Source organism: Amycolatopsis sp. lyj-109 (genome assembly GCF_046548995.1).
Classification (GTDB): Bacteria; Actinomycetota; Actinomycetes; order Mycobacteriales; family Pseudonocardiaceae; genus Amycolatopsis.
Genome location: NZ_JAJPWR010000004.1, coordinates 194987 through 221150, shown reverse-complemented (window position 1 = coordinate 221150; position 26164 = coordinate 194987). Strand labels below are relative to the sequence as shown.

Below are 26164 nucleotides of genomic sequence, written 5' to 3'. Positions count from 1 at the left end.
CCTCACCGTTCGCGTTCGTCGAGGAGCCCCGTGAAAAACCGCATCTGCTTGATCGCCACCACCGCCATCACCGCTGTCCTGCTCGCCGGTTGCTCCGGTGGCGTCAGCTCGCTCGACCAGCCCGCCGGCGGGCCCGCTTCGAACAGCGGCGGCGGCGCCATCACCGTCGGCACCGCCAACTACACCGAAAACGTCGTACTCGGCTACCTCTACGCCGGCGTGCTCAAGGCCAAGGGGGTGAACGTCACCGTCAAGCCCAACCTCGGTTCCCGTGAAGTGATCATCCCGGCGTTGCAGCACGGCGACATCGACCTGCTGCCGGAGTACCAGGGCAGCCTGCTCGCCTACCTGAAGCCGGACGCCAAGCAGAGCAGCGCCGCGGACGTGCAGCAGGCACTGGCCGCCGCGCTGCCCGCCGGGCTGAAGGTGCTTCCGTATGCGGCCGCCGAGGACGCCGACGTGTACGCGGTCACCAAGGCCACCGCCGACAAGTACAACCTGCACTCGCTGGCCGACCTGGCCGCGCACAACGGCAAGCTCGTGTTCGGTGGACCGGCCGAGGACCAGACCCGGTACGCTGGAATCGTCGGCCTTCAACAGGTGTACGGGGCGCAGTTCAAGGAGTTCAAGGCCCTGGACGCGGACGGGCCGCTGACCAAGGGAGCACTGGGCAAAGGTGACATCGACGTGGCCAACCTGTTCAGCACGGACGTGGACATCCAGCGCAACGGCTGGGTCGTGCTCACCGACCCGAAGCACCTCATCGCCGCTCAGCACATCGTGCCGCTGATCAGCTCGGCCAAGCCCAATCCGACGGTGGAAAGCGCGCTGGCCCAGCTCAACGACAAGCTGACCACCGACGCCCTCAGTCAATTGGACTCCAAAGTGGACAACGACAAGGCGGACCCGGACCAGGTCGCCGCCGACTGGCTGAAGCAGGAGGGAATCACTTCGTGACCCAACCGGATCTCGGGTCGGCACCGGACACCGGATGGATGATCGCCAGGATGCACGAGCTGTTCGGCGGGCATCGGCTGTCCCCGGCGCAACGGCGGATCGCGCAGTACCTGCTCGACCATCCGCGGGAGGCGGTGTTCCTCAGCAGCGTCGACATCGCGGAGAAGGTGGGCGTCAGCCAGCCGTCGGTGACGAGGTTCGCCACCGCGCTCGGCTTCGACGGCTTCCCGGAGTTCCGCAGCGCGCTGCAGTCGGCGCTGCTGGCCCGGCCGGCCGACCAGCCCGCCGCCGGTGTGCGCAACGAGATCCAGCTGCTGATCGACGCCGAGATCCGGAACCTGGAAACCCTGCGGGACACAATGGCGGACCTCGGTCCGCTGCGTACCGTATCGGCCGCGCTGGCGGCGTCCCGCCCGTTGCCCGTGATCGGGCTGCGGGTGTCGGCGCCGCTGGCGCAGCTTTTCGGCTATTTCGCGGCGAAGGTACTGCCCGACGTCCGGGTGCTCGACGTTCCCGGTTCGACGCTCGAAGACGGCCTGACCCGGGCAGCCGAGACCGGCGCCGAATGGGTACTCGTCTTCGCGCTGCCCCGCCAGCCGGAGGAGACCAAGAAGGCGATGCTCTGGGCACGGCGGGTCGGCCTGACGATCGCCCTGGTCACCGACCAGCAGCTCAACCCGCTGGCCGAGTACGCGGACGTCGTGCTGGCCGCGCCGGTCTGCTCGGACTTCGCGTTCGACTCGCACGCCGCGGCGACCGTGCTGTGCACGGCGCTGCTGCACACGGTGCTCGGCGCCACCCCGACCGACCAGCAGGCCAGCCTCGACCTGTTCGAGACGACCGCGGAGGAGCGCCAGATCTTCCTGTCCAGGTGACCGGGGCCGACGGGCGCCGAACTCGCCACCGCGGTTCGGATCTCGCCTGTCCGCCACCGCTCGAGCGGAGCCTGGTTGGATCACCGCATGCCGTTGGATCTCCTGTTCGCGACCATGCCCGTGCCCGGCCACGTCGGCCCGTTGCTGCCCATCGCCCGCACCCTCACCGCACGAGGGCACCGGGTGCGGTGGTGCTCCGGACAGGTGTTCGCGGATCGGATCCGGGCCACCGGCGCGGAGTTCGTGGCGATGGACCCGGCCATCGACCATCTGGGCCGCAACGTCGACGAGCTTTTCCCGCAGCGCACCCGGCTCAACGGGGTCGCGAAACTGCGCTACGACATCCGCTCGGTGTTCCTCGAACCCATTCCGGCGCAGGTCGCGGACCTGCGGCGGGAGCTCGACCGGCGGCCGGCCGACCTGGTGCTGCACGACGCGGCCCATGTCGGCGCCGCTGTCCTGGAACAGCTGGGCGGCCCGCGCGCGGTCAGTGTCGGGGTCACGCCGCTGATGCTGCCGGCGCCGGAGGTACCTCCGTTCGGGCCCGGGCTCAAGTACCGGCGCGGGGCGCTCGCCCGCCTGCGCAACGGCGTGGTGCGCCGGCTGCTGGACAACGTCGTCTTCAAGCCGGTGTACGACCACCGCGACCGGATCCTCGCCGGGCTCGGCCTGCCGGCCGGGGAACACGGGATGGCGGGCGTTTCGCCGCACCTGCACCTGCAGAACGGTGTCGCCGGGCTGGAACACCCGCGCGAACAGCTGCCGCCGCAGGTGAAGTTCGTCGGGGCGCTGGTGGATCCAGCGCCGGCGGCGGAGCTGCCCGCGTGGTGGGACCGGATGATCGGCGCCGGTCGCCCGATCGTGCACGTCACCCAGGGCACGGTCGCGGACACGGATCTGGCGCAGCTCGTGCTGCCTGCCATCCGGGCGCTGGCGGGCGAAGACGTCACGGTCGTGGCGAGTACCGGTGCGCACGACGTCGGTCCGTTGCCCGGCAATGCGTTCACCGCGCCCTTCCTGCCCTACGACCGGCTGCTTCCGGAGATCTCCGCGATGGTGACCAACGGCGGCTTCGGCGGGGTGCAGCTGGCCCTCGCCCAGGGCGTGCCGCTCGTCGTCGCCGGCACCACCGAGGACAAGCCCGAGGTCGCTGCCCGTGTCGAACGGTTCGGCGCCGGTCTCAACCTGCGCACGGCGACGCCGTCGGAGAAGGCGCTCAAGGCGGCGGTGCGCAAGCTGCTCGACGGCGGGTCGCACCGGCGGCGCGCGGAGGAACTGGCCGCGGAGTACCGCGGGCTCGACGCGGGGGAGCTGTGCGCCGGCCACATCGAGCGGCTGGCCGGCGTGCGGGTGTGACGCCCGGCGATCAGACCAAGACCGGCGAGTGGTGCCCTGTCCGGCGCGCCGGACAGGGCCCGTCCAGCCGCCACGGCGTCGAGGAAGCAGGCCGCCGCGGCGGTTTCGCCGCGGCGGCGGAGGTGGATTTACGGTGACCGATCAGCCGGCCGAGGTCCAGTCGAGGATGTCGGCGTACGCCGCTTCCAGGCCTGCGTTGGTGCGGATGCTCGCCGGGATGCCACTGGCGTCGGTGATCGCGTGGTTGTTCTTGATGACCACGGATTTCTGGTTGTAGTCGGCGCTGCCGTTCTCCCAGTAGTTGTTCTCGATGTCGAGTGGGTCGTAGGTGCCCTTGTTCAGCGTGTAGTCGGTGTGCTTGGAGCCCCATGCGAGAGCGGCGTTGTACAGGCCGTTGCCGGTGATGGTGATGTTCCCCGCGCCGTTGTCGGTGTAGACAGCCTTGCCCGCGCCCTTCTGGTCGTGGATCACGTTGCCGGTGATCTTCTCGCCGCCGGCCATGTTCGGCCCGGTGTTGCCGTTGGTGTAGATCCCGGCGCCGTCGGCGAGCAGCTGCATGTGGTCGAAGATCAGGTTGTTCGACAGTGTGTTGTTGTTGCTGTAGTTGGGTTCCGCCTTGATCTTCACCTTGTCCGGCCAGCCGCCCCAGCCGATCGAGATCCCGCTGTAGGGGGTGTGGTCGATCTGGTTGTGCGAGACCGTGGTGCGCTCGGTGTAGCCGATGTCCATCCCGATGCCGCCCGCGTACTCCACCGACGTGGCGAACACGTGGTTGTCGAGCAGCCGGTTGCCGCTGGTGTGCTGCGCGGCCGTGGCGGGCAAGGTGATGTCGACGCCGCCGAGTTCCAGCCCGTTGCCGGAGATGTCGGTGAACACGCTGCCCTGCACCAGATCGTTCTGCGAGCCGGTGCCCAGGTCGAGCCCCGCCGCGCCCAGGTGGACGAACGCGTCCCGCGTGAAGCTGATGTTCTTGTCATAGGCGAAGGAGACGTTGCCCGGTTCCTTGGTCCAGTTGCCGTACGGGCATTTGCCGCCGTCGATGAACTGGCACAGCCCTTGCTGGTCGAAGCCGTGCGCGCCGGTCAGCGTGTAGTTCGCCTGGATCTCCGAGAATCCCTCGGGCGTGCTCGGGAAGTTCCAGGTGGCGTAGGAGAACTGGAGGCCGGTGAACGTGATGTCGTGGACCGGCGCGGAAGCCGTCCCGATACCGGACACCAGGGTCTCCAGTGCGGGCGCGGTCACCGTCTCCTTGGTGATGTCCTCACCGGGTTTCGGCACGTAGAAGACGGTGTGCGCGCTGTTGTCGAGGTACCACTCACCGGCGGAGAGCAGCTCGTAGGCGTTTTCCACCGCGGTGGGCAGTTCGGTGATGGCCTGGCGGCCGACCAGTTCGACCGTGCGGCCGGAGTCGTCGGTGCGCATCACCCGCTTCGTCGAGTTGTCCCAGCACGGCTGCGCCATCTTGATCGTCGTCGGGGAGATCGTGTTCACTGGGCACCGTGGCTGCGTCCACGCGCCGAGGCCCCCGGTGTAGACGAAGTCGATGTCCTTGGGGTTGCGCCAGTTGTCCATCGCGGCCGACGACGTCGTGTAGCCACCGGTGATCCTGGTCAGCGTCACCGGAAGGGTGCCGGTCGCGCGCGGGACGCGGGCACCGTTGACGTACAGCTGGCGCGTCCGCAGTGTCGCGGGGGCGGGCGCGGACCAGATGTTCTTGCCGCTGTCGGCCACCTTCCAGCCGGTGATCGGGACGCCGCCGCTGATGACCGGCCGGGCGCCGGGCGCGGCGGTCCAGAGCACGCGGTGGCCGTCGGCGCCGGAGTCGGCGGCGGTCAGCTGCAGTGGCGCGCTCAACGCGTAGGTACCGTCGGCGAGGCTGACGGAGACATCGCCGGTCATGCCGGGGATCAGCCCGCGCACGAGCTGCTGAGCGCGGTGCAGCGTCCGGACGGCCTGGGCCTCGCTCGTGCCGTCGTGGGTGTCGTCGCCGTTCGGGGCGACGTGGACGACCTGCGGTGGCGCCGACGTCGCCGGGGTCACCAGTACCCCGGTCGCCGCCAGCGCGAGACCGGTCGCGAAGAGTGCCGCCTTGAGTCGTGTGCGCACCGATGACCGTCCTTCGTCGGAGGCTTTGGGCGGCTCAGAGTCTGACCGGGCTGACGAAGAACTGTCAACTAATGATCGGATGACTTAGGCCGAAAAAGCCGTAAAGCGGACTATTTCGCGCCTGAGTGTTCCGTTCATCGGATCTCTGGCGGCCGGTTCCCGGCCACCTCCGGTCAGTTCCTGAGCCACTTCTCCACGTAGGGCTGGAAGATGTTCAGCAACACCGGCAGCGCGACGGAGAACAGGACCGGGATGCGCGCGAAGTTGCCCAGGCGCATCGGCCGGATCCGGGCAGTGCGGTAACGCTGCACTCGCGTCTCGAGCTCGTCCAGTTCCTTGGTCGAGGCGCCCTCCGCCTCTGCCTCGGCGATCGCGATGTGGCGCTCCCGTGCGGCGGTTTCGATCCTGCGGATCCCGAGCCACGGCAGGCCGACGTAGATCCACAACAGGACGAACCAGAACGCGGCCGGGATCCAACCGCCGCTGCCCAGTCCAAGGACGACCGCCAGACCGGAAACCATGATCCCGTAGAGCGCCATGGAGAGCCACACACTGCGAAAGATCTGCCGGACCGGTTCCCAGCCGTAGTGGCCGTCCGGGTTGATCCAGTTGGCGTCGAGCTGCACCAGGCGGGGCAGCGCGGCGGCGATGCGCGCGATGCTCACCCCGACGTGCGTCTGGGCGAGGATCATGTAGATGGCGAGTGCCGCCAGCAGGAAGTACGTGATCGCACCGATGGGGTGGTCGATGCCCGCCCACCAGTGCGCGTACGCGTCATGCCGCCACTGCTCCCGCTCCGCCGGACTGCCGTTGGTGGGCATGAAGATGCGGAACAGCCCGTAGTACTGTCCCAGCGACAGGAGCAAGGCCAGTACGAACGCGGACACCGCGAACGCGGTCGTGATCACCGCGGCGTGCCGGCGGTTGCGGTCGTTTGTTCTCTCGAGGTACCTGGCCAGCCGCTGTTCCGGAGGGAAACTCGCCGCCCAGCGCAGGATCGGCGGGTCGTCCGGGTTCTCGGTGGTGAGGCCGTGCCGTGGTTTGATCACCTTGTTGGCGATCAGTTTCGGAATGCACGTCTTGAACAGCCGCCACTGCCGGTGCATGATCATCACCTCGGTGATCATGATGGCCGCGAACAGCCACACCAGGGTGTCTCGCACGAGCGGGTACCGCAGCCCTTGGGCAACCGTGAGGTCGTTGCGTCCGACCGCCCGCCAGAAGTCTTCGAGGGGCTGGAAGTCGTGGGCGCCGCCCAGCATGCCGCCTGCCGCGGCGCTCACCACGAGCACCACGGCCACGATCGGAGCCAGGAGCAGGAGCGCACCGCCCGGCACCTTCCGCAACCATCGGAGGGGAATCGCGGCGGAATAGGGATCGAATGCAGCGACGTCGACTGCCGATGCACGGGCGGGGCTGTCCGGCATGTGTCACTCCTTTGCGAGGATGAAGTCGACAAGGGCCTGCGGATCCTCGATGAGGGGCCAATGGCGGCAATTGCGGACGATCAGTTCGCGCCGCACATCGGCGTGCCGGCGCACGATCTCGAAGTCAGCCGCGGTGTTCATCGTGTCGCGCTCACCACGTACGACGTCGATGGGCACTCGCGCGGCATCGAGCAACGCGGGGAGGTCGATACCGCGGGCCTGCCGCAGTGCGCGCAGCACGGTGCGGGCGCCACCCGTGTAGGAGAGGGCCTCCGCGGTGAGCACGGGGTCAAGCCGCGATGGCTCCGCGACGAACGCCCCCAGCGCGATCGAGCGCAGGACTTTCGACCTGGCGATCAATCCGGCCGACCAGGGTCGCAGCGGCACCAGGCCGCCGGCGAACTGGGCGGCGAGTGTGGCGGCGAGCGCCGGTGCCCGCAACGCGCGCGCCGGATGGTGCAGCATCTCGATGCCGGTCACCGGTGTGGCGTCGACCAGCACGAGGCGCCGGCACACGCCGGGATTCTTCGCCGCCACTCTGAGGGCGACCATGCCGCTCAGCGAGTGTGCGACCACAGTGCACCTCGTGGCCTTCGCACGGTGGCAGAATTCGATGATGGCGTCGGCCACCCCGTCGAGGGTCACCTGGTCGCCGGGCAGCGCGCTGCGCCCGAACCCCGGCACATCGATCACCAGCGTCCGACCGACGGCGCCCAGTGCCGGTGCCACCCCACTCCAGAACCTGAGTGTTCCGCCCAGTCCGTGCAGGAGGAGGAACGTGCTGTCCCCGTGGTGGCTCGGCATCAGCTCGACGACGTGCACACCGTCCCGGAGCTCGGCCCGCCGGCTCATCGCGCTCCCGCCCGTCACCATGTGACCGGCAACGACTCGACGCCGTGAATGACGGAGAAGCGCTTGAATTCGATGCGCTCGGCGGGTACCGCCAATCGTATGCCGGGAAACCGGCGCAACAGTGCGGGGAACACGACGCGCATCTCCAGCCGGGCGAGTGGCGCACCGAGGCAGCGGTGGACGCCGAACCCGAACGCGAGGTGAGCTGTGGTCCTTCGGTGGGGATCCACCTCGTCCATGTCCGTGCCGAGTGCCGGATCGCGATTGGCCGTGGGCAACGAGCAGAAAACGGCGTCACCCGCCCTGATTCGCTGTCCCCTCAGGATCACGTCGCGCCGGGCGAACCGGGGGAACGCGAGCTGAGCCACGCACACGTAGCGCAGCAACTCGTCCAGTAGCCGGTCGATCGGGGCATCCTCGCGGCGGAGCGACGTCACGAGACGGTCGTCCCTCAGCAACACCAGGCAACCGGTCGCGATCATGCTCGCGGTGGTGCCGAGCCCGCCGGTCAGCAGCCCGTCGATCAGGCCGGCCAGCTCACGATCATCCAGCTGGTCACCGTGCTCGCTGATCAGCCTGCCGAGCAGACCGGCCCGCCGGCCCGCACGCTGGCGGGCGACGAGCTCGACCACGTCCTCCAACGACCGGTCGGCGGCGGCGATCGACGTACCGAGTTCGCCGGACAGGTCGAACCGGCCGCTGCCGGTGGCCCGCCGGTCAGCGTCGGGAACCCCGATCAGCTCGCTCATCACCGCCGACGCGACGGGTTCTGCCAGTGCCCGCACCAGGTCGGCCGGAGGCCCGGCTTGCGCCATGCGCTCGAGTTGCGTGGCGACGATGTCCTCGAGCCGGCGCGCCATGTCCCGGATGACCCGGGTGCGGAACGCGGGGGCGAGCAGCCGCCGGCGTCGGGTGTGCACGGGAGAGTCGTGGAAGCCGAGGCCACCCGGTCGCCACTGCCCGGCCGTGTGCGGCATGGTCACGTCCCGAGCCAGGGAGAGTTCGTTGCCGAATGTGCCGGCATCGCCGAGCACGGCTCGCACGTCTTCGTGCCGAGTCACCAGCCATGCCTTGCCCAGGCCGAGCATGGGAAATGCCACCACCGGATGTTCGTGGCGCAGGCGGCCGAGTTCCTCGTGCGGATCCAGCCCGTTGCGCATGATCGGCAGAAGCGGATGCATGGCTTCCTTCCCCGGGCCGGTGGCCGAGACGAGTGCGCCGACGACAGGCGTGCTCGGCGGAGGTGTCGCGGAAAGGGGAGCGAGCTGTTTCACGGCTTGATACACCGGTGAATGACCGTTGCTCAACCGTGACCTGCGGCCGGCACGTCGGTGTGGCCCCGGTCCCGGGACGCCGGTCGTAGCCGGGCTGGCACACTCAGGCGGTGCTCCTCGGATACGTCCTCGCCGTGCTGGCCGCCGTCGCCTCGGGTAGCGGCTCCATTCTGGAGTCGGCCGGAGTCCGGCGGGCCGGTGCCTTCGGCGGCTCGCCCCAGGACCTGGTCGCGCTGCGCCGTCAGCCGCTCTACTTCCTCGGGGTGGGGGTCGATCTGCTCGGGTTCGTCTTCGCCGCCGCCGCCCTGCACCGCCTGCCGCTGTTCCTGGTCCAGTCGGTGCTCGCGTTCAGCGTCGGCGTGACCGCGACGATCTCCGCCATCCTCGGCGTCCGGCTGGCCGGCGCCGGCTGGGCCGCGCTGGGGGTGGGTGCGACCGGCCTGGTCCTGCTCGGCCTGTCCGCGGAGCCGGGCCCGGCACGCCTGCTGTCGCCCGGGTGGCAACTGCTGCTGGTGGGCGTGGCGGTGGTGATAGCGGCGATCGCGTTCGCCGCCCAGCGCGGGGACGGCCGCTGGTCGCCGATCGTGCTGGGGTTCTGCGCCGGGCTGGGGTTCAGCACCGTCGGGATCGCGGCACGGACGCTCGACGTGTCCGGGCCGCTCTGGCACCTCGTCCTGGAACCGGCGCTGTGGGCGATGATCGCCAACGGGCTCGTCGCGGCGGTGGCGTTCGCGATGGCCCTGCAACGCGGCCGGGCGACCGCGGTCACCGCCATCATGTTCACCACCAACACGGCGGTGTCCTCGCTCATCGGCGTGGTGGCGCTGAACGACCGCGTCCGCGAGGGCTTCACCGCCGCGGCCGGGGCAGGATTCGTCCTGGCTGTCGCCGGGGCGATCGGCACCGCGCACTACGCGGCCCATCGGACGGAGCCCAGCACTTCCGCCGCGTGAGCGGAGCCGGCGGGCGTGGGACTGGGCGAGGCCCGTGTGGGAAAAGCCCTTGGCGCGAACCGTGGATTCGCGCGGCGCGGTGATTTAAGGTCGCGTCATGCTGCTGGCCGAGAAGGTCGCCCTGATCACCGGAGCGAGCACCGGGATCGGCGCCGCGTCCGCACGGCTCTTCGCCCGGGAAGGCGCGGCCGTCGTGCTGTGCGCGCGTTCGGCGGACAAGCTCGCCGCGCTGGTCGAGGAGATCCGGGCGGCGGGCGGGCAGGCCGCCGCGGTGGTCGCCGACGTTGCCCGGGACGCGGACTGCGAAGCGGCCGTCGCCGCGGCGGTCGAGCGGTTCGGGCGGCTCGACGTGGCTTTCAACAACGCCGGTGTCGGTCCGGAGGGAACCCCGCTCGCGGACACGTCACCGGAGGCGTGGCAGGCGGCGCTCGCGACCAACCTCATCGGCGTCGCGCAGTGCCTGCGGCACGAGATCCGGGCGATGCTGGCGACCGGCGGCGGCGCGATCGTCAGCAACGCCAGCACCGCGGCGTTCTTCGGGACCGCGTTCTCGGCCGCCTACTCCGCGTCCAAGCACGGCGTGGTCGGGCTGTCGAAGGCCGCGGCCGCCGAATACGGCCCGGCGGGGATCCGGGTCAACGTCGTGAATCCCGGTGTCACCGAAACCCCGCAGACCGGGCCGTGGCTCGATTCGGTTCCCGGTGAGCGTGACCGGGTCGCCGGGTGGAACGCGCTGAAGCGGCTGGCCCGGCCGGAGGAAGTGGCCGAGGCGGCGGCGTGGCTGCTGTCGGACCGCGCTTCGTTCGTGACCGGCGCGGAGCTGGCGGTTGACGGCGGTTACACGGCGATCGCGCCGTACGTCGGGTGATCCCAGGGCAACGGCCCGGAGTAGTCCACTGTGGACGGAAGTCGGCAACCGGTAGTTCATGGGCCGCCGTTTCCCGATGGTGATCCATTCGGGCAGGGGAGTGCTTTTCCTTCCTTGCCGGGTTTCGTCACTTCCCCACAGGGGAGTGTGATTAGCCGTGATTCAGCGACGTCTCTGGCTCCTCGCCGAGCCCGCACCGACGCCGGTCGGACCGCGCCTGAGCCGTGCGGTACCGGAACGGCTCGGCTGAGATGTTCGGTCAGGCGTATCGGGTCGGTCTGGGAAACGGGGCGGCCATCGAGGTGGCGAGGACCGCTTCGAAGTCGGGCGGCGGTGTCCATTGTGGTGGACCTGCAGCCGGGATGGGATTGCCGTGGACGGCCTGGCACAGCGAGTACTGCGCGAATGTGACGTAGGGGTGGGTTTCCGGGCCGGGATCGCGGAGAAGCCGCAGCGCGGTGCGGTACCGCTCGGCGAGTTCGGTGTCCTCGACGAGGTGGAGCAGCGGGTCGTCGCCGGCGGGGAGCCTCGCTTCACGGGTGAAGCCGGTCAGCCGGCGCAGCATGAATGCCGCGACGGTTTCGCCGGTGAGCTGGTCGGTGATCTCCTGGACGTCGTCCGGGTCGTAGACGTCGATCGCGTGGGTGTTCCCGTTCCTGGCGGCGGCCCGGGGCACGAAGGCATCGCAGCGGACGCCGAGTTCGTCCGCGATCACGGGGACGGCGTCGGCGGGTACTTTCCACACGGCCGCGACCTGCGGGGGCCGCCACCAGCGGTCGCGGGTCGGATTCACCCGGTCGACGACCTTCCGGTGTTCGACCTCGACACCGGGCAGGTCGCTCAGCCACGCCGTCAGGAGCTGGGCGTCCACGTCGATCCGCTCCGCGCCCCGGACGGTCTCGCCGGTCGTGCGCAGTTCCAGTTCGACACCGGCGGGTTCGGCGAGCTTCACGTGTTCGATGACGGCGATCGACCGCAACGCACTGGTCCGCGTTGCCCCGGACACTCGTTTGACGAGCACCCGCGTCGGGTTTTCCCCGAGCTTCAGCTCCACCCACCGTGCGTCGGAACGCAGGCTCCACGGCATGACGACCGACAGCACCAGCCCGAGGGCAGCGAGGACGCCGCCGAGCACGAGGGCGGTGTGCCACATCGCGGTCCATCCGAAGAAGACGGCGACCACGGGCAGGACAACGACGACGAGCAGGGGGCCCGCCACCGCGAACGGGATGGCCAGGCTGCCGGCCCACGTCTTGGTCAGCAGGCGCGTGACGCGCGGCACGAACACCAGCCGCCACGTTCCGGACGACGTCGTCACCACTGGGCGCAGCTCCTCGGGTACCGCTGAGGAAACGTCCACCGGCATCTCCCTCGATCGAGGCCACAGGTCGTCAGGCTACCTCGATCGCCCCGGTCCGTGGCCGAATTCCGGGTGTCGCGGGCAAAGGCGCCGTGACTCTGAGCTACAACCTGTGCACCCCTGCGCCGCGTGGAGCCGGTCGTCCACCGGACCGCGGCGGTTGGGTGGCCGAGGTGCCGCGCGTCGCTCTGGTCGCGACGGGGGAGAAGCAGCCCGGCGCGGGAGGCGGCGGCTCGCCGATTCCCGCCATCGTTCCTTTGTGGACTGACCGATGACTCTGCCGGGCTCGCCATCCGTTGCGGGCAAGTAAGTTTCATCGTGCATTGACGTTGCCGCCGGACAAACTTATCTTGGCTTTGCCCGTTCGGTGACCGGGCGACTTCACAGCGCGCACCCCGCGCGCTCCTTGCGCTCCTGAAGAGGAGTACCCGTGACGACGCTGTCTCGTACTCTGCGCGCGGCCACCGCGCTCGCCGTGCTGTTGCTGCTGGCGGTCGCGACGCCCGTGTCGGCCGCGCCTGCGGCGGCGTTCAAGGTCCTGGTGTTCTCCAAGACCACCGCCTTCCGGCACGACTCCATCCCGGCCGGGATCGCGGCGATCCGCCAACTGGGTCAGCAGAACGACTTCGCGGTCGACGCCACCGAGGACAGCGCGGTGTTCACCGATGCCGGCCTGGCCCCGTACGCCGCCGTGGTCTTCCTCTCCACGACCGGCGACCCGGTCAGCACGCAGGCCGGGAAGGACGCCTTCCGGCGGTACATCGAGCGCGGCGGCGGGTTCGCCGGCGTCCACGCGGCCTCCGACAGCGGGTACGACTGGGCCTGGTACGGCCAGCTGGTCGGCGCCTACTTCAAGCAGCACCCCGCGCTGCAGAACGCACTCGTGAAGGTCGAGGACGCGGTCCACCCGTCCACCCAGGGGCTGCCCGCGCAGTACACCCATTACGACGAGTGGTACGACTACCGGGCGAACCCGCGTTCGTCCGTGCACGTCCTGACCACTGTGGACGAATCCACCTACTCGGGTGCCACGATGGGCGCGGACCACCCCACCACGTGGTGCCACGACTTCGACGGCGGCCGCGCCTGGTACACCGGCATGGGTCACACCGTCGCGAGCTTCAGCGAACCGAACTTCCTGCACCTGCTGCTGGGCGGGATCCGGACCGCGGCCGGGGCGGTCCCCGCGGACTGCTCGGTCGCCACCACACCCCCGCCGACGGGCAAGCAGATCGTGGGCGCGCAGTCGGGCCGGTGCGTGGAGGTGCCGAACGCCTCGACGGCGAACGGCACGCAGGTGCAGCTGCGGGACTGCGTCGCCGGGCAGGCGAACCAGACCTGGACCTACACCGCGGGCAAGCAGCTGACGGTGTACGGGAACAAGTGCCTGGACGCCTCCGGCCGCGGCACGGCCAACGGCACGCCGGTGATCATCTGGGACTGCACCGGGCAGCCCAACCAGCAGTGGAACGTCACCGCGAACACGATCACCGGTGTCCAGTCGAACCTGTGCCTGGACGCTTCCGGACGGGGCACGGCCAACGGCACGAAGCTCATCCTGTGGTCCTGCGGTGGGCAGGCCAACCAGCAGTGGACCCTGCGCTGACCCGTTCTCGCCACCCCTTCGCCCCGAGGAGAGCCATGTCCGGATTTTCGGCGCTGCGCCGCGGCGCTTTGGCGGTGGCCGCGGTACTGGCCGCCGCATCGGTTCCGGTGTTCACGGCTGCCGTGAGCCCGGTCGCCGCGGCGGCGCTGCCGCCGGACTCGAAGTTCCAGAAGGTCATCCTGCACACCGAGACGTCCAACCCGATGGCGCTGGACGTGGCGCCGGACGGGCGGGTGTTCTACATCGACCGGCTCGGTGACGTGAAGGTCGTCAAACCCAACGGAACGACGGTTCTCTCGACGCACCTGAACGTTTTCACGGCCAACGAGTCCGGCGGCCTCAACATCGCGCTGGACCCGGGGTTCGCCACCAACCAGTGGGTGTACGTCTATTACTCGCCGAACAACGCCGGCAACGTCGACCGCCTGAGCCGGTTCACCGTCGGCGGCGACACCATCGACCAGTCGACCGAGAAGGTCGTGCTGGACGTGCCGGTGCAGCGCGCCGAGTGCTGCCACCACGGCGCGGGCCTGGTCATCGACAAGAAGAACGGGAACCTGTGGCTGGCGCTGGGTGACAACACCAACCCGTTCGCCTCGGACGGCTACAGCCCGCTCGACCAGCGCTCCGGGCGCGCCAACTGGGACTCCGAACGCACCGCGGGCAACACCAACAGCTTGTCCGGGAAGCTGCTGCGGATCCACCCGGAAACCACCGGGACCTACACGATCCCTTCGGGCAACTTGTTCGCGCCCGGCACGGCCGGTACGCGCCCGGAGATCTACTCGATGGGTCAGCGCAACCCGTTCCGGATCGGCCTCGACCCGAAGACCGGCTACCCCCTGGTCGCCAACTACGGCCCGGACGCCGGGTCGGCCAACCCGAACCGCGGACCCCAGAACACCGTGGAATGGGACGTCGTCAGCAAGCCGGGCAACGCCGGGTGGCCGTTCTGCATCGGCCCGAACCTGCCCTACAACCAGTACAACTTCGCCACCGGCGCGTCCGGTGCGAAGTTCGACTGCGCCGGCGGCCCGACCAACAGCTCGCCCAACAACACCGGGCTGACGAAGCTGCCGCCGGCCATCCCGGCCCAGATCTACTACCACTACCAGGCCGACCCGGCGCACTTCCCGCAGCTGTCCGGCGGGGCGCCGATGGCCGGGCCGGTCTACCGGTTCGACCCCGACCTCGCGTCGGCGCGCAAGTGGCCGGTGGACTTCGACGGCCGCGCGGTCTTCGCCGAGTGGAACACCAGCGCGATGTACACCTTCCAGCTCGACAGCGGCGGCACGAACGTCACCTCGATCGACCCGCTGCTGCCGTCGGTGAAGTTCACCCGGCCGATGGACTTCGAGTTCGGCCCGGACGGCGCGCTCTACGTCATCGAGTGGGGCACCGGGTACGGCGGCGGCAACAGCGACGCGGCCATCGTCCGGGTCGACTACCTCGGCGGCGGCTCGGCCGCGCCGGTCGCGAAGGCCGCCGCGGACCGCACCAGCGGGCCCGCCCCGCTCACCGTGAACTTCTCCAGCGCCGGCTCGGCCGATCCGGGCGGGTCCGCGTTGCGGTACAGTTGGACCTTCGGGGACGGCACCACCTCCACCGCGGCGAACCCCAGCCACACCTACGCGGCCGGCAATTACACCGCGGTGCTGACCGTGACCAACTCGGCCGGCGCCACCGGGACGGCGAGCGTCGCGGTCACCTCGGGCAACACCGCACCGACGATCACCGTCACGACCCCGCCGACGGGCGGGCTGTTCGAGTGGGGCGACAAGGTGAACTTCGCCGTCACGGTCAGCGATCCGGAGGACGGGACGATCGACTGCTCGCAGGTGACCGTCCAGGCCTACCTCGGCCACGACGAGCACGGGCACCCGCTCGACCAGTACCCCGGGTGCACCGGCCAGGTGCAGACCACCCTTTCGTCGGGGCACAGCGAGAACGATAACCTCTTCTACGTCCTCGAGGCGTCCTACACCGACAAGGGCGGCGCCGGGGGAGCCGGCCCGGTCACCGGGCGCGCCCAGGTGATCCTGCAGCCCAAGATGAAGCAGGCCGAGTTCTTCAGCGCCACCGGCCGCACCGCGGACGGGAAGGGCACCGACACCGCGGGGGTCACGGTGGAAGCCTCGACGGACCCGATGGGCGGCGGCGGCAGCGCCGCGTTCGTCCAGGACGGGGACTGGTGGTCCTTCGACCCGCTGGCTCTCGACAACATCACCGGTCTGCACGTCCGGGCGTCCTCGGGCGGCTCCGGCGGCACCCTGGAAGTGCGCCGCAACGCGCCGGACGGCGCCTTGGTCACCTCGGTGCCGATCACCGGCACCGGCGGCTGGCAGAACTGGCAGGACTTCACGGTCGGCCTGTCGAGCCCGCCCGCCGGCACCGGGAAGCTCTACTTCGTGGCCCGCAACCCCGCCAGCCAGAGCGGTGCCGCCTACCTGTTCAACGTCAACTGGGTCCACTTCGACGGCGCCGGCGTCGGCCAGCCCGGCACCCCGCCGTCGGGCAAGCAGATCGTGGGGAAGCCGTCCAGCCGGTGCGTGGAGGTGCCGAACTCGTCGACCGCCAACGGGACGCAGGTGCAGCTGCGGGACTGCGCCAGTCCGGCCGCGAACCAGCAGTGGACCTACACCAGCGGAAAGCAGCTGACGGTCTACGGGAACAAGTGCCTGGACGCGTCCGGGCAGGGCACCGCCAACGGCACGCAGGTGATCATCTGGGACTGCCACAACCAGGTGAACCAGCAGTGGAACGTCAACGCCAACGGCACCATCACCGGCGTCCAATCGGGCTTGTGCCTCGACGCGAACGCGCAGGGCACGGCCAACGGCACGAAGATCATCCTCTGGTCCTGCGGCGGCCAGGCCAACCAGCAATGGAGCCTACGGTGAAACGGCTGCTCGCGCTCCTTCTCCTGCTGCCCCTGGCCGTCGCCGGGGTGGTCTCCACCGCTCGTCCGGCCGAGGCCGCCGCGTTGACCCGCGTCACCGGCTTCGGCACCAACCCGACCAACCTCGGCATGTACCTGTACGCGCCGGACAACGTGGCACCCAAGCCGGCCCTGCTGGTCCTGGTGCACTACTGCGGTGGTTCGGCGAGCGGGATCTTCAACGGCAACGGGCACGACTACGCGACGGCCGCCGACCGCTACGGCTACCTCGTCGTCGTCCCCGAAGCGACCCGGGACGGCCACTGCTTCGACGTCTCCACGAAAGCGGGCCTGACCCGCGACGGTGGCAGCGACACCACCGGCATCATGGCGATGGTGGCTTGGACCCGCCAGCACTACGACGTGGATCCGGGCCGGATCGTGGTCAGCGGCTTCTCCTCGGGCGCCATGATGACGAACGTCCTGGCCGCGCAGTACCCGGACGTCTTCGCCGCCGGTGCCGCGTTCTCCGGCGTGCCCGCCGGGTGCTTCGCCACCACCGACGGCTCGCTCTGGAACAGCCAGTGCGCCGGCGGCAACGTCAGCAAGTCCGCGCAGCAGTGGGCCGACCAAGCCCACGCCATGTACCCCGGCTACACCGGCACCTACCCGCGGATGCAGCTGTGGCACGGGAACCAGGACACCACCCTGGCGTACCCGAACTACGGCGAGGAGATCAAGCAGTGGACCGCGCTGCGCGGGCTGAGCCAGACGCCGTCCTTCACCGACCACCCGCAGTCGTCGTGGACCCGCAACCGCTACGGCGACACCGGCACCCAGGCGACCGTCGAGGGCATCACCATCGCGGGTACCGGCCACACCCTGCCGCAGGCGGGGATGCTCGCGTACGCCCTCTCCTTCCTCGGCCTCGACCGCGGCGGGAGCACGACCACCGGCGGCCCGGTGCGCTCGGTCGCCGCGGGCCGCTGCCTCGACGTGCCGGGCCAGTCGACCACCCAGGGCACGCGAACCCAGGTCTGGGACTGCCACGGCGGCGCGAACCAGACGTGGACGGCCACCGCGGCCGGGGAGCTGACCGTCTATTCCGGCGGCACGCAGCGCTGCCTGGACGCCGAGGGCGGCGCCACCGCCCCGGGCACGGCCGCGATCATCTGGGCGTGCCACGGCGGAGCCAACCAGAAGTGGCGGATCGGCTCCGACGGCACCGTCACCGCGACGCAGTCGGGGCTCTGCCTGGAGCTCGCGGGCGCCACCGTGAACGGCACCGCCGTGCGGCTGGGAACCTGCACCCACGGAACCACCCAGCAGTGGACCCGGAGCTGACCTACCGTGACCAGCCGTCGCCCGGTCAGCCTTCGGTGACGTTGAGCGGCTGGTTGTTCCGGCGCAGCAGGAATGCGGTCAGGACGCCGGCGAGGGCGGACGCGATGCCGAGGACCGCCAGCGCGCCTTGGAGCCGCCGGCGCCGGTACCGATGGCGGCGAGGGCGAGCGGGCACACGAACTCACCGAGGAACAGTGTGCCGGTCCACAGGCCGGTGCCGCGACCTCGCTGGTCGAACGTCAGCCGGTTGACCGCCCAGGTCAGCAGGGTGGGCAGGAGCATGCCGGTGCCGAAGCCGGTGAAGACCGCGCCGACGGTGACGACGACCGGTGAGGCAGTGGCGAACACCAGGAGGAAACCCACGGCGGCGAGACCGAACTCGGGTCGGCGTCGCGGACGTCGCGGGGGCGTGGGGTGCCTTAGTGGTCGGTTTCCGTCTGGTCGGCCGTGAGCTGGACCTGCCTCGTACTCCAGGTTGTCACTGCCGGGTCAAGGACGAGGCGCAGCTCTTCCGGATCGAGCATTTCGACGGCACCGCCGAGGACTACCGCCTGCGGCGAGCACGAACCGATTTCTGCATCGGCATCGGCGACACCGCTTCGGGAGCGGAAGCCAGCCGGCAGCCCGGTAGCGACGCCGCGGCCCAGCGCTTCCGCTTCGAGCTGGGCGTCTGACCGAACGGCGGTGTCGACGTGAAAGGCGAAATTTATTCGTCCTCTCCTGGTAGCCGACCGCTGTGCGACTTTCGAACAATTCCCATAGCCTGTCCGGAATGAAGGTGAATTGTTTCGAACAGGTGGGCGCCGGATCTTTCCCGGCGAGGTTCGGACAGTACTGTCAGGCGTCCTGATGGAGGGGACACATCTGGCCTGATATCCCTGCGTGACAGGGGTTTCGCCGGGCCGTGACCGGGGTGCCGGCGGGTCTCGCAAATGACGGTTGTGTCCGCCGCGGGGGATGGCGGTGTCAAATAGTCCGAACGGGTGCAATAAATTCGTCGCGTGATGGCTGAACCGAGCTGTTTCGGGTACGCTCCCAGCGGTCCGCATGCGTTCCCCGGGGAAACGCGATCGAATGGACAACCGGCTAAGAAATACTCAGGAGGCTCGGTGTGCATGAACACCCCGGCAGCTGCTGCGGCACCGGAAAGCGCGGTGAAGCCAGGTTTCCGGCACCAGGGCTGCCTCTACGCCAGCGACGCCGAGTTCCTCGCGATGGCCGTCCCGTTCGCGGGGGACGGGTTGCGCCGGGGTGAGCCGGTGCTGGTCACCACGACGGGGGCCAACCTCGACCTGCTGCACGCGGTGATGGGCGCGGATGCCGACCGGATCGCCTTCGCGGAGTCGGACTACTTCGGCCGGCGGCCGTCGCAGCTGGCCGAAGCGCTGCAGCGCTACTGGGGCCGCCACCGGTCCACCGCGCCGACCGGCACGGTCCGCATCCTCGCCGAACCGGCCCGGGCCGGCGGTGCCCGCGACGAAGCCGCCTGGCAGCTGGCCGAGGCGGAGTTCAACGTGGCGCTGACGGGTACCCGGATCTGGATGATCTGCCCCTACGACACCCGGACCACCGGTCCCGGTGTGGTCGAGGTGGCACGCCGCACGCATCCCGAGTACGTCGTGGACGGCGAGGTGCGGCCGTCCGCGCAGTTCAAGGCCCCCGAGGAAGCAGACGGACCCGCGGCGGCCATGCCGGCGCACCCCGCCGAGGACCCCTTCCACTTCGAAGGCGACCTGGTCGCCGTGCGGCGTCACGTGCTGGAGCGGGCGAGCGTCCTGCTGCGCTCCGAAGACACCGCGACGCTGTTCGGCGTCGCCGTCGGCGAGGCCATGGCCTACCTGGTCGAGCACGACATCGACCGGGCGGCCGTGTGGATGCGGGCGGCGGCGGGCCGGGTGGTGTGCACCCTGCACAGCGAACGGCCCGTCGACGGCCCGGCGTTCTACGGGCCCCGGGCGGCTGCCCGCCCCGGCACCACGTTGTGGATGACCGACCAGATCTGTGAGTGGCTCGACGTCAGCTCCGACACGGCCGGCTGCACCATCGAGCTGGCCATGCGGGAACGGCCCGCCGGTGGGGGCGCACCCTGACCGGCGCCAGTGGATTCGGGGTAGGGCCGGCCGGATGCGGTGAATGAGTCATTCAAGACGCCGTGGCTCGCCGGCCGGGACACATCTGTCCGTCAGTGCAACCGCACGTCGCCGAAGCGGTCTTCGATGCGGCGCAAGTCGCGCAGCCGGGGCTCGGTCTGCCCGCCGAGCCAGCGGTTCACCGTTTTCGGGGACACGCCCAGCTCTTCGGCAGCGGTCTCCTTCGTGATCCCGCGGCTGCGCAGGGCTTCGGCCAGCCACTCGGCGAAGCTGGCGGCGGGCGCGTCCGGTCCGCCCGGCTGCGGGGGCACCGGGGGTGGCTCCTGGCCGCGGGACGGGAGCACGTCGAACTCGACGCGCTGGGGATATTTCCGGCAGGAGACCTCGAGCACGCCGGATGGGCCGGCCGCGGTCAGCAGGGCCCGGAGGATCGTGTTGCCCACCTCGCGCTCTTCGGCCTCGGCGAGCGGCGCACCGGCGAGGCACCCCTGGACGAATTCCCGGATTCCCGGAACGGCGGACGGGCGGGCAGGAAAGATCTTCGTGATGATTTCGACCGGTACGACCTCGATCGAATTGCCTGCTGACCGGCCCGCCGATTCCACCACGATCAATGCCCCTTCCACAGAGGGTCCAGTGTAGTCTTCCGCGCGATTTCCGGCTGTCCTCCGAACGCTGAGGCGCAGGCCGCCGGTATTGTCCGCCGCCCGGGGGCCAGCTGTGTCCGGGACGCCGGCCCGGCAGCCTTGCCGCTGCTGCCGGACGGGTCTACGGTAGGCGTCCTTCGGGCCGGTCATTCGGGGGACAGCCTGTTTCCGAGGAAGAACTGCCGACTTCGCGTGCGGCCCGCGGCCGCAGGGAAGGTGCCATCGATGGTCAGGGCCCCGCAGACCGGCAACGGCCCGGCGGACGACTCGGAGAACAACCCACCGACCGTCCATATTCTGTGGATGAATGGCGGACTGAGCTGTGACGGCGAATCGGTCGCGCTGACCGCGGCCACTCAGCCCAGTATCGAAGAGATCGTTCTCGGCGGTCTTCCCGGGCTGCCCGAGGTCGCCATGCACTGGCCGTTCCTCGATTTCCACAGCGGGCCCGACGGGGGTTCCGACAGCTTCATCGAATGGTGGCACCGCGCGGACCGCGGCGAGCTCGAGCCGTTCGTCCTGATCGTCGAGGGTTCGATCGCCGACGAGACGAACAAGGCCGAGGGCTACTGGTGCGGGTTCGGCACGGACCCCGCGACCGGTCAGCCGGTGACGGCGAGTGAGTGGCTCGACCGGCTGGCCCCCAAGGCGATGGCGATCCTGGCCGTCGGCACCTGCGCGAGCTACGGCGGCGTGCACGCCATGGCCGGCAACCCCACCGGGGCCATGGGCGTGCCCGAGTACCTCGGCCGGGACTGGCGGTCGTGGGCCGGGCTGCCCATCGTGTGCGTGCCGGGTTGCCCGGTCCAGCCGGACAACCTCTCGGAGACCATCCTGCACCTGCTGTTCCAGGTGGCCGGGCGGGCACCGGAGATCGACGTCGACGAGGCACTGCGCCCGAAGTGGCTGTTCGGGAACACCGTCCACGAAGGGTGCGACCGGGCCGGGTACTACGAGCAGGACGAGTTCGCCGATCAGCACGATTCGCCCAAGTGCCTGGTCAAGCTGGGGTGCTGGGGCCAGGTGGTCAAGTGCAACGTGCCCAAGCGGGGCTGGATCAACGGCGTCGGCGGGTGCCCGAACGTCGGGGGCATCTGCATCGGCTGCACGATGCCGGGCTTCCCGGACAAGTTCATGCCGTTCATGGAGGACCCGGCCGGCGTCGGCGGCCCGGCTCCGGCGAGCCGCGTGTCCGGGTCCGCGATCCGGATCCTGCGGGAGATCCGGACGGCGGCCGACCGGTGAGCGACCTCGGCGACCCCACCGCCCCGAGCCCCGGAGAACGCCTCGAGACACTTCTGGGTGCCCTGCTCGCCGGGCCGGGCCGGTGGCCCGTCGAAGAGATCGTCCGGCAGCTGACGGACCTGTACGGCGAAGGCCTGACCCGGATCGTCGGCACGCTGCGCGAGCACGCCCCGGGGCTGGTCGGTGCGCTCGCCGCCGACGACGTCGTCGCGAGCCTGCTGGCGCTCCACGACCTGCACCCCCTCGACGCGCCGGCGCGGGTCCGGGGAGCCCTGGACCGGATCCGTCCGCAGGTGGGCGCGGTCGGGTACCTGGGCACCGACGACGGCGTGGTCCGGCTGAGCCTCGGCGCGAGCCGTGGCTGCTCGTCGGCGGCTCGTGCGACGGTCGCAGCCGCCGTCCGGGACGCCGCTCCGGAACTCACCGGCGTGGAGATCGTCGCCGCTCCGGCGCTGTACCAGATCGGCATGGGACCACCCGGCGCCGCACCGGAGGGGAGAGCGTCATGAGTGTGTCCTACCCCGCGTTCGCCCGGGACAGCCGCTCCGCGCGGCAGGAGCGGTGCGAGCTCTGTGGGACACCGGTGGCGGCGCGGCACTGCCACTTGGTCGACACCGGCCGCCGTGGCCTGCTGTGCGCGTGCCGCGCTTGCTTCCTGCTGTGCACCGGGTGCCCGACCGGAGAAGCGCGCTACCGCGCGGTACCGGAGCGCTACCTGTGGGACCCCCGTCGCCCGATCGCCTGCCTCGACTGGCGGGGCCTGGACATCCCGGCGCGCTTCGCGTTCTTCGTCCGCCGCGGCACCCGCGTCACCGCGTTCCAGCCCGGACCGGCCGGCGCGGCCGAGACGCCCCTTCCGTCCGGCCTCTGGGCGGAGCTCGCCGCGGCGCACCCGCTGCTGGCCACGGCCGAGCCGGACGTCGAGGCGATCGTGTTCCGCGGGCGTGGGTGGGGGACGGACTGCTTCCTCGTGCCCGTCGACGTGTGCTACCGGCTGGCCGGCGCGGTCCGCCGGTACTGGACCGGCGGCGACGGCGGCCCCGAGGTGCACGAACGCGTCGGCGAGCTGTTCGCGGAGATCGAACAGCGTGCCCGGCCCCTGCGGTAGCGCCCTGGCCGGATGAGGTGACCCGGGCGCAGACTGGGCGCGTGCGGGTGGCGGTCCGGGTCGTCGGGGTGGTGCAGGGCGTGGGGTTCCGGCCCTTCGTCCATCAGCTGGCGGTGCGGCTCGGGCTCAGCGGGTTCGTCGGGAACGACGTGCACGGGGTCTTCGCCGAGGTGGAAGGAACGCCGTCGGGGGTTGACCGGTTTGTCGGCGCGCTCGAGGCCGAAGCGCCGCCCCTGGCCCTGGTCGATGACGTGCGGGTGCGGGAGATTCCCGCCGCGGGTGGGGCCGGGTTCAGGATTGTCGGGAGTCCTCCCGGTGGCGGTGCCGACACGCTGGTCTCCGCCGATTCCGCCACCTGTGACGACTGCCTGCGGGAGCTGCACGACCCGGGCGACCGGCGGTTCCGGTACCCCTTCGTGAACTGCACGAACTGCGGCCCGCGGTTCACCGTCGTCCGGGGCGTGCCCTACGACCGGCCGCTCACCACCATGGCCGCCTTCGCGATGTGCGCCGAGTGCAAGCAGGAGTACGAGGACCCGGCCGACCGGCGGTTCCACGCCCAGCCCGTCTGCTGTCCGGCCTGCGGGCCCACGCTGCGGTTCGGGCCCGGTGGCGGGGAGGCGATCCCGGCGGCCGTCGAAGCCCTGCGCGAGGGCGCGATCGTGGCCGTGAAAGGGCTGGGCGGCTATCACCTCGCTGTCGGGGCACGGCACGAGGAAGCGGCCGAGCGACTGCGCAGGCGGAAACACCGTGCGGACAAACCGTTCGCCGTCATGGTCGCCGACCTGGCGGGGGCCAGGGAACTGGCCGAAGTGGACCCGGCGGCCGAAGCTGCGCTCACGAGCCGGCGGCGGCCCATCGTGCTGCTGCCGAAGAAGAGCGAACTCGCCCGGGCCGTCGCGCCGGGGAACCGGCGGATCGGCCTCGTGCTGCCCTACACCCCGCTGCACCACCTCCTGCTGGAGCGCACCGGGCCGATCGTGCTGACCAGCGCGAACGTCTCCGACGAGCCGATCGTGTACCGCGACGAAGACCTGGACCGGCTGAAGGGCGTCGCCGATGCCTTCCTCGGCCACGACCGGCCGATCCACACCAGGACCGATGACTCCGTGGTGCGGATCGTCCGAGGACGGGAGCAGCTCCAACGGCGATCACGCGGCTACGCGCCCGAGCCGGTCCGCCTCGAAACGAAGAAGCACCTGCTCGGCTGCGGCGCCGAACTCAAGAACACGTTCTGCCTCGCCAAGGGCCGCCACGCCTTCGTCTCGCACCACATCGGCGACCTCGAGAACTACGAGACCTTCACGGCCTTCACCGAAGGCATCGAGCACTTCAAGCACCTCTTCGCCGTCGATCCCGTCGTCGTCGCACACGATCTGCACCCCGAGTACCTGTCGACGAAATACGCGCTCGATCAGGAAGCCGAGCTGCTCGGCGTCCAGCACCACCACGCCCACATCGCCGCGTGCCTGGCCGACAACGGACGGGACGGCCCGGTCCTCGGCGTCGCCTTCGACGGCACCGGCTTCGGCCCCGACGGCACCGTCTGGGGCGGCGAGTTCCTCCTCGCCGACCTCGTGGGCTATCAGCGGCTGAGCCACCTCCGGCCGGTCGCCATGCCCGGAGGTGTGATGGCCATCCGGCACCCGTGGCGGATGGCCGTGTCCTATGTGGACGAACTCGGACGGCCGGCCCGGGAAGACATCGTGAAGCTCAAGCGCAGCGGCCTCAACTCACCTCTGACCTCCAGTGCCGGACGGCTCTTCGACGCCGCCGCCGCGCTGCTCGGCGTCCGGGACACCGTCACCTACGAAGGCCAGGCCGCCATCGAGCTGGAGCAGCTGGCCGATCCCACCGAAAGGTCCGCCTACCGGGCCCGCATCGACGACGTCGTCCACGGCGAGGACCTGATCGCCGCGCTGCTGGACGACCCCGGCACCCCGGCGACGAGAGCCGCGCGGTTCCACAACGGGGTCGCCGACGCGATCGTGCGGACCTGCGACCGCTTCCGGGACCACAGCGCCACGGTCGCGCTGTCGGGCGGGGTCTTCCAGAACGTCCTGCTGCTCGACCGGACCGTCGAAGCCCTCGAAGAGGCCGGTTTCGAGGTCCTCACCCACCGGAGCGTGCCCACGAACGACGGCGGGATCAGCTTCGGTCAGGTCGCCGTAGCCAGTCGTACCACCCGGTGAGGCCGTCGCCGCGCGTCGCGCTGACCTGGAGGATCGTCGCCGAGGGGTTGACTCGCCGCGTGTCCCGCTCGAACTCGCCGACGTCGAAGTCGACGTAGGGCAGTAGGTCGACCTTGTTCAGCAGCACGAGGTCCGTCGCGGCGAACATGTGCGGGTACTTCAGCGGCTTCCCGGGCCCCTCGGTCACCGACAGGACCACGACCCGCGCCGCCTCGCCGAGGTCGAACAACGCCGGGCAGACCAGGTTGCCGACGTTCTCGATGAACAGCGTCGAGCCGGGCGCGGGCGCCAGCGAATGCAGCGCCCGGTGCAGCATCGACGCGTCGAGGTGGCAGCCGGCGCCGGTGTTGATCTGCACCACCGGTGCGCCCGTGGCCTTGATCCGCTCGGCGTCCAGCAGCGTCTCCTGGTCGCCCTCGATCACCGCGCAGGGGGTGTCCAAGTCCCGGATGGTCCGTTCCAGCAGCGTCGTCTTCCCGGCGCCGGGCGAGCTCATCAGGTTGATCGCGAAGACGTCCCCGTCGCGCAGGTGCGCGCGGTTGTGCGACGCGAGTTCGTCGTTCTTCGCCAGGATGTCCTGCTCCATGACCACCGTGTGGGCGTGGTCGGTGATCCGGACGTCCGAATCCGAGCAGCCGCAGGTGTCACACATGGCCGACCTCCACCGAGGTGATGCGTAGTTCTCGCCCCGCGAGCACCGACACGTCGGCGCTGCCGCACGGGCACAGCAGGATGAAGTCGTCGAGGGTGAACTCGTCGCCGCAGTCGCGGCAGCGCGCCCGGCCCATCGGCTCGGCGATGTCCAGCCGGGCGCCTTCCAGCGAGGTCCCCGTGCACAGCACGTCGAAGCAGAAGCGGACGCTGTCCGGCACCACCCCGGACAGCCGCCCGATCTCCAGCCGCACGCTCGTCACCGTCGCGTCGCCCAGTCTGGCGACGATCGCGTCGACGACCGACTGCGTGATCGCCATTTCGTGCATGGGTCACCTCCTCGTGAGTGGTAATTAGGGTTCTAACCCGAATTAC

Annotated in this window: 23 protein-coding genes; 14 read left to right on the top strand and 9 right to left on the bottom strand. The window is 70.2% G+C overall.

Annotated elements, in window-relative coordinates; genetic code table 11:
• Window positions 1-30: 30 nt before the first annotated feature.
• From ACLJQF_RS10790 to ACLJQF_RS10780, 3 genes are all read left to right on the top strand, one after another.
• Window positions 31-957: an ABC transporter substrate-binding protein gene (locus tag ACLJQF_RS10790; protein WP_410608112.1), complete on the top strand. Its 927-nt coding sequence runs from the start codon at window positions 31-33 to the stop codon at window positions 955-957.
• Window positions 954-1832 carry a MurR/RpiR family transcriptional regulator gene (locus ACLJQF_RS10785; protein WP_410608111.1) on the top strand — a complete coding sequence of 293 codons (879 nt, stop codon included), beginning with the start codon at window positions 954-956 and terminating at the stop codon, window positions 1830-1832. Before ACLJQF_RS10790 ends, ACLJQF_RS10785 begins: the two co-directional genes overlap by 4 nt.
• 87 nt (window positions 1833-1919) lie before the next feature.
• Complete coding sequence (locus ACLJQF_RS10780; RefSeq protein WP_410608110.1) at window positions 1920-3188, top strand: glycosyltransferase; 1269 nt, start codon at window positions 1920-1922, stop codon at window positions 3186-3188.
• 141 nt (window positions 3189-3329) lie between these two features.
• Here the strand turns inward: ACLJQF_RS10780 and ACLJQF_RS10775 are convergent, their stop codons facing one another.
• The 4 genes from ACLJQF_RS10775 to ACLJQF_RS10760 all read right to left on the bottom strand — a co-directional run bounded on the left by ACLJQF_RS10775 (window position 3330) and on the right by ACLJQF_RS10760 (window position 8847).
• Complete coding sequence (locus ACLJQF_RS10775) at window positions 3330-5294, bottom strand: right-handed parallel beta-helix repeat-containing protein (protein WP_410608109.1); 1965 nt, start codon at window positions 5292-5294, stop codon at window positions 3330-3332.
• Window positions 5295-5467: 173 nt separating this feature from the next.
• The gene (locus ACLJQF_RS10770; RefSeq protein WP_410608108.1) at window positions 5468-6640 is read right to left on the bottom strand and encodes a hypothetical protein; all 1173 of its coding nucleotides are present in this window, start codon (window positions 6638-6640) and stop codon (window positions 5468-5470) included.
• A gap of 84 nt (window positions 6641-6724) precedes the next feature.
• Window positions 6725-7573 (bottom strand): alpha/beta fold hydrolase, encoded by an 849-nt coding sequence (locus tag ACLJQF_RS10765; RefSeq protein ID WP_410608107.1) that lies wholly within the window; start codon window positions 7571-7573, stop codon window positions 6725-6727.
• A 14-nt stretch (window positions 7574-7587) separates the two neighbouring features.
• Entirely contained in the window at window positions 7588-8847 is a 1260-nt protein-coding gene (locus ACLJQF_RS10760; protein WP_410608106.1) for a cytochrome P450, read from the bottom strand.
• Between the two features lie 110 nt (window positions 8848-8957).
• Between ACLJQF_RS10760 and ACLJQF_RS10755 the strand changes: the two genes are divergently transcribed.
• Both ACLJQF_RS10755 and ACLJQF_RS10750 read left to right on the top strand, forming a co-directional pair.
• On the top strand, window positions 8958-9800 hold the full coding sequence (locus ACLJQF_RS10755; RefSeq protein ID WP_410608105.1) for a hypothetical protein: 843 nt from the start codon (window positions 8958-8960) through the stop codon (window positions 9798-9800).
• A 97-nt stretch (window positions 9801-9897) separates the two neighbouring features.
• Window positions 9898-10668, top strand: coding sequence for an SDR family NAD(P)-dependent oxidoreductase (locus ACLJQF_RS10750; protein WP_410608104.1), 771 nt, complete (start codon window positions 9898-9900; stop codon window positions 10666-10668).
• Between the two features lie 259 nt (window positions 10669-10927).
• On the opposite strand, the gene ACLJQF_RS10745 is transcribed toward ACLJQF_RS10750, so the two are convergent.
• Window positions 10928-12028, bottom strand: coding sequence for a hypothetical protein (locus ACLJQF_RS10745; RefSeq protein WP_410608103.1), 1101 nt, complete (start codon window positions 12026-12028; stop codon window positions 10928-10930).
• Between the two features lie 430 nt (window positions 12029-12458).
• On the opposite strand from ACLJQF_RS10745, the gene ACLJQF_RS10740 reads away from it, so the two are divergent.
• The 3 genes from ACLJQF_RS10740 to ACLJQF_RS10730 are packed head-to-tail and all read left to right on the top strand — an operon-like array spanning window position 12459 to window position 17856.
• Window positions 12459-13634 carry a ThuA domain-containing protein gene (locus ACLJQF_RS10740; RefSeq protein ID WP_410608102.1) on the top strand — a complete coding sequence of 392 codons (1176 nt, stop codon included), beginning with the start codon at window positions 12459-12461 and terminating at the stop codon, window positions 13632-13634.
• Between the two features lie 35 nt (window positions 13635-13669).
• Window positions 13670-16534, top strand: coding sequence for a PQQ-dependent sugar dehydrogenase (locus ACLJQF_RS10735; RefSeq protein ID WP_410608101.1), 2865 nt, complete (start codon window positions 13670-13672; stop codon window positions 16532-16534).
• Window positions 16531-17856, top strand: coding sequence for a PHB depolymerase family esterase (locus tag ACLJQF_RS10730; protein WP_410608100.1), 1326 nt, complete (start codon window positions 16531-16533; stop codon window positions 17854-17856). The genes ACLJQF_RS10735 and ACLJQF_RS10730 overlap by 4 nt, the downstream gene beginning before the upstream one ends.
• A 78-nt stretch (window positions 17857-17934) precedes the next feature.
• Here the strand turns inward: ACLJQF_RS10730 and ACLJQF_RS10725 are convergent, their stop codons facing one another.
• A complete protein-coding gene (locus ACLJQF_RS10725; RefSeq protein ID WP_410608099.1) occupies window positions 17935-18219 on the bottom strand; it encodes a hypothetical protein in 285 nt (94 codons plus the stop codon).
• Window positions 18220-18278: 59 nt separating this feature from the next.
• On the opposite strand from ACLJQF_RS10725, the gene ACLJQF_RS10720 reads away from it, so the two are divergent.
• The gene (locus ACLJQF_RS10720) at window positions 18279-18530 is read left to right on the top strand and encodes an RICIN domain-containing protein (protein WP_410608098.1); all 252 of its coding nucleotides are present in this window, start codon (window positions 18279-18281) and stop codon (window positions 18528-18530) included.
• A gap of 441 nt (window positions 18531-18971) precedes the next feature.
• The gene (locus tag ACLJQF_RS10715) at window positions 18972-19946 is read left to right on the top strand and encodes an anti-sigma factor RsbA family regulatory protein (protein ID WP_410608097.1); all 975 of its coding nucleotides are present in this window, start codon (window positions 18972-18974) and stop codon (window positions 19944-19946) included.
• A 92-nt stretch (window positions 19947-20038) separates the two neighbouring features.
• Here the strand turns inward: ACLJQF_RS10715 and ACLJQF_RS10710 are convergent, their stop codons facing one another.
• Window positions 20039-20554 (bottom strand): helix-turn-helix domain-containing protein, encoded by a 516-nt coding sequence (locus ACLJQF_RS10710; RefSeq protein WP_410608096.1) that lies wholly within the window; start codon window positions 20552-20554, stop codon window positions 20039-20041.
• Window positions 20555-20818: 264 nt separating this feature from the next.
• Here ACLJQF_RS10710 and ACLJQF_RS10705 point away from each other — a divergent pair, with 264 nt between their 5' ends.
• Genes ACLJQF_RS10705 through hypF form a run of 4 tightly spaced genes read left to right on the top strand, consistent with a single transcriptional unit; the run spans window position 20819 to window position 25138 of the window.
• Entirely contained in the window at window positions 20819-21838 is a 1020-nt protein-coding gene (locus tag ACLJQF_RS10705) for a hydrogenase expression protein HypE (protein WP_410608095.1), read from the top strand.
• Complete coding sequence (locus ACLJQF_RS10700; protein ID WP_410608094.1) at window positions 21835-22347, top strand: NifU family protein; 513 nt, start codon at window positions 21835-21837, stop codon at window positions 22345-22347. Before ACLJQF_RS10705 ends, ACLJQF_RS10700 begins: the two co-directional genes overlap by 4 nt.
• A complete protein-coding gene (locus tag ACLJQF_RS10695; RefSeq protein ID WP_410608093.1) occupies window positions 22344-22946 on the top strand; it encodes a DUF5947 family protein in 603 nt (200 codons plus the stop codon). The genes ACLJQF_RS10700 and ACLJQF_RS10695 overlap by 4 nt, the downstream gene beginning before the upstream one ends.
• A 41-nt stretch (window positions 22947-22987) precedes the next feature.
• Window positions 22988-25138 (top strand): carbamoyltransferase HypF, encoded by a 2151-nt coding sequence (gene hypF, locus ACLJQF_RS10690; protein ID WP_410608092.1) that lies wholly within the window; start codon window positions 22988-22990, stop codon window positions 25136-25138.
• Here the strand turns inward: hypF and hypB are convergent.
• Window positions 25095-25790 (bottom strand): hydrogenase nickel incorporation protein HypB, encoded by a 696-nt coding sequence (gene hypB / locus ACLJQF_RS10685; protein WP_410608091.1) that lies wholly within the window; start codon window positions 25788-25790, stop codon window positions 25095-25097. The two genes, hypF and hypB, sit on opposite strands and share 44 nt — an antisense overlap.
• Window positions 25783-26118: a hydrogenase maturation nickel metallochaperone HypA gene (locus ACLJQF_RS10680; RefSeq protein WP_410608090.1), complete on the bottom strand. Its 336-nt coding sequence runs from the start codon at window positions 26116-26118 to the stop codon at window positions 25783-25785. Before ACLJQF_RS10680 ends, hypB begins: the two co-directional genes overlap by 8 nt.
• Window positions 26119-26164 lie beyond the last annotated feature (46 nt).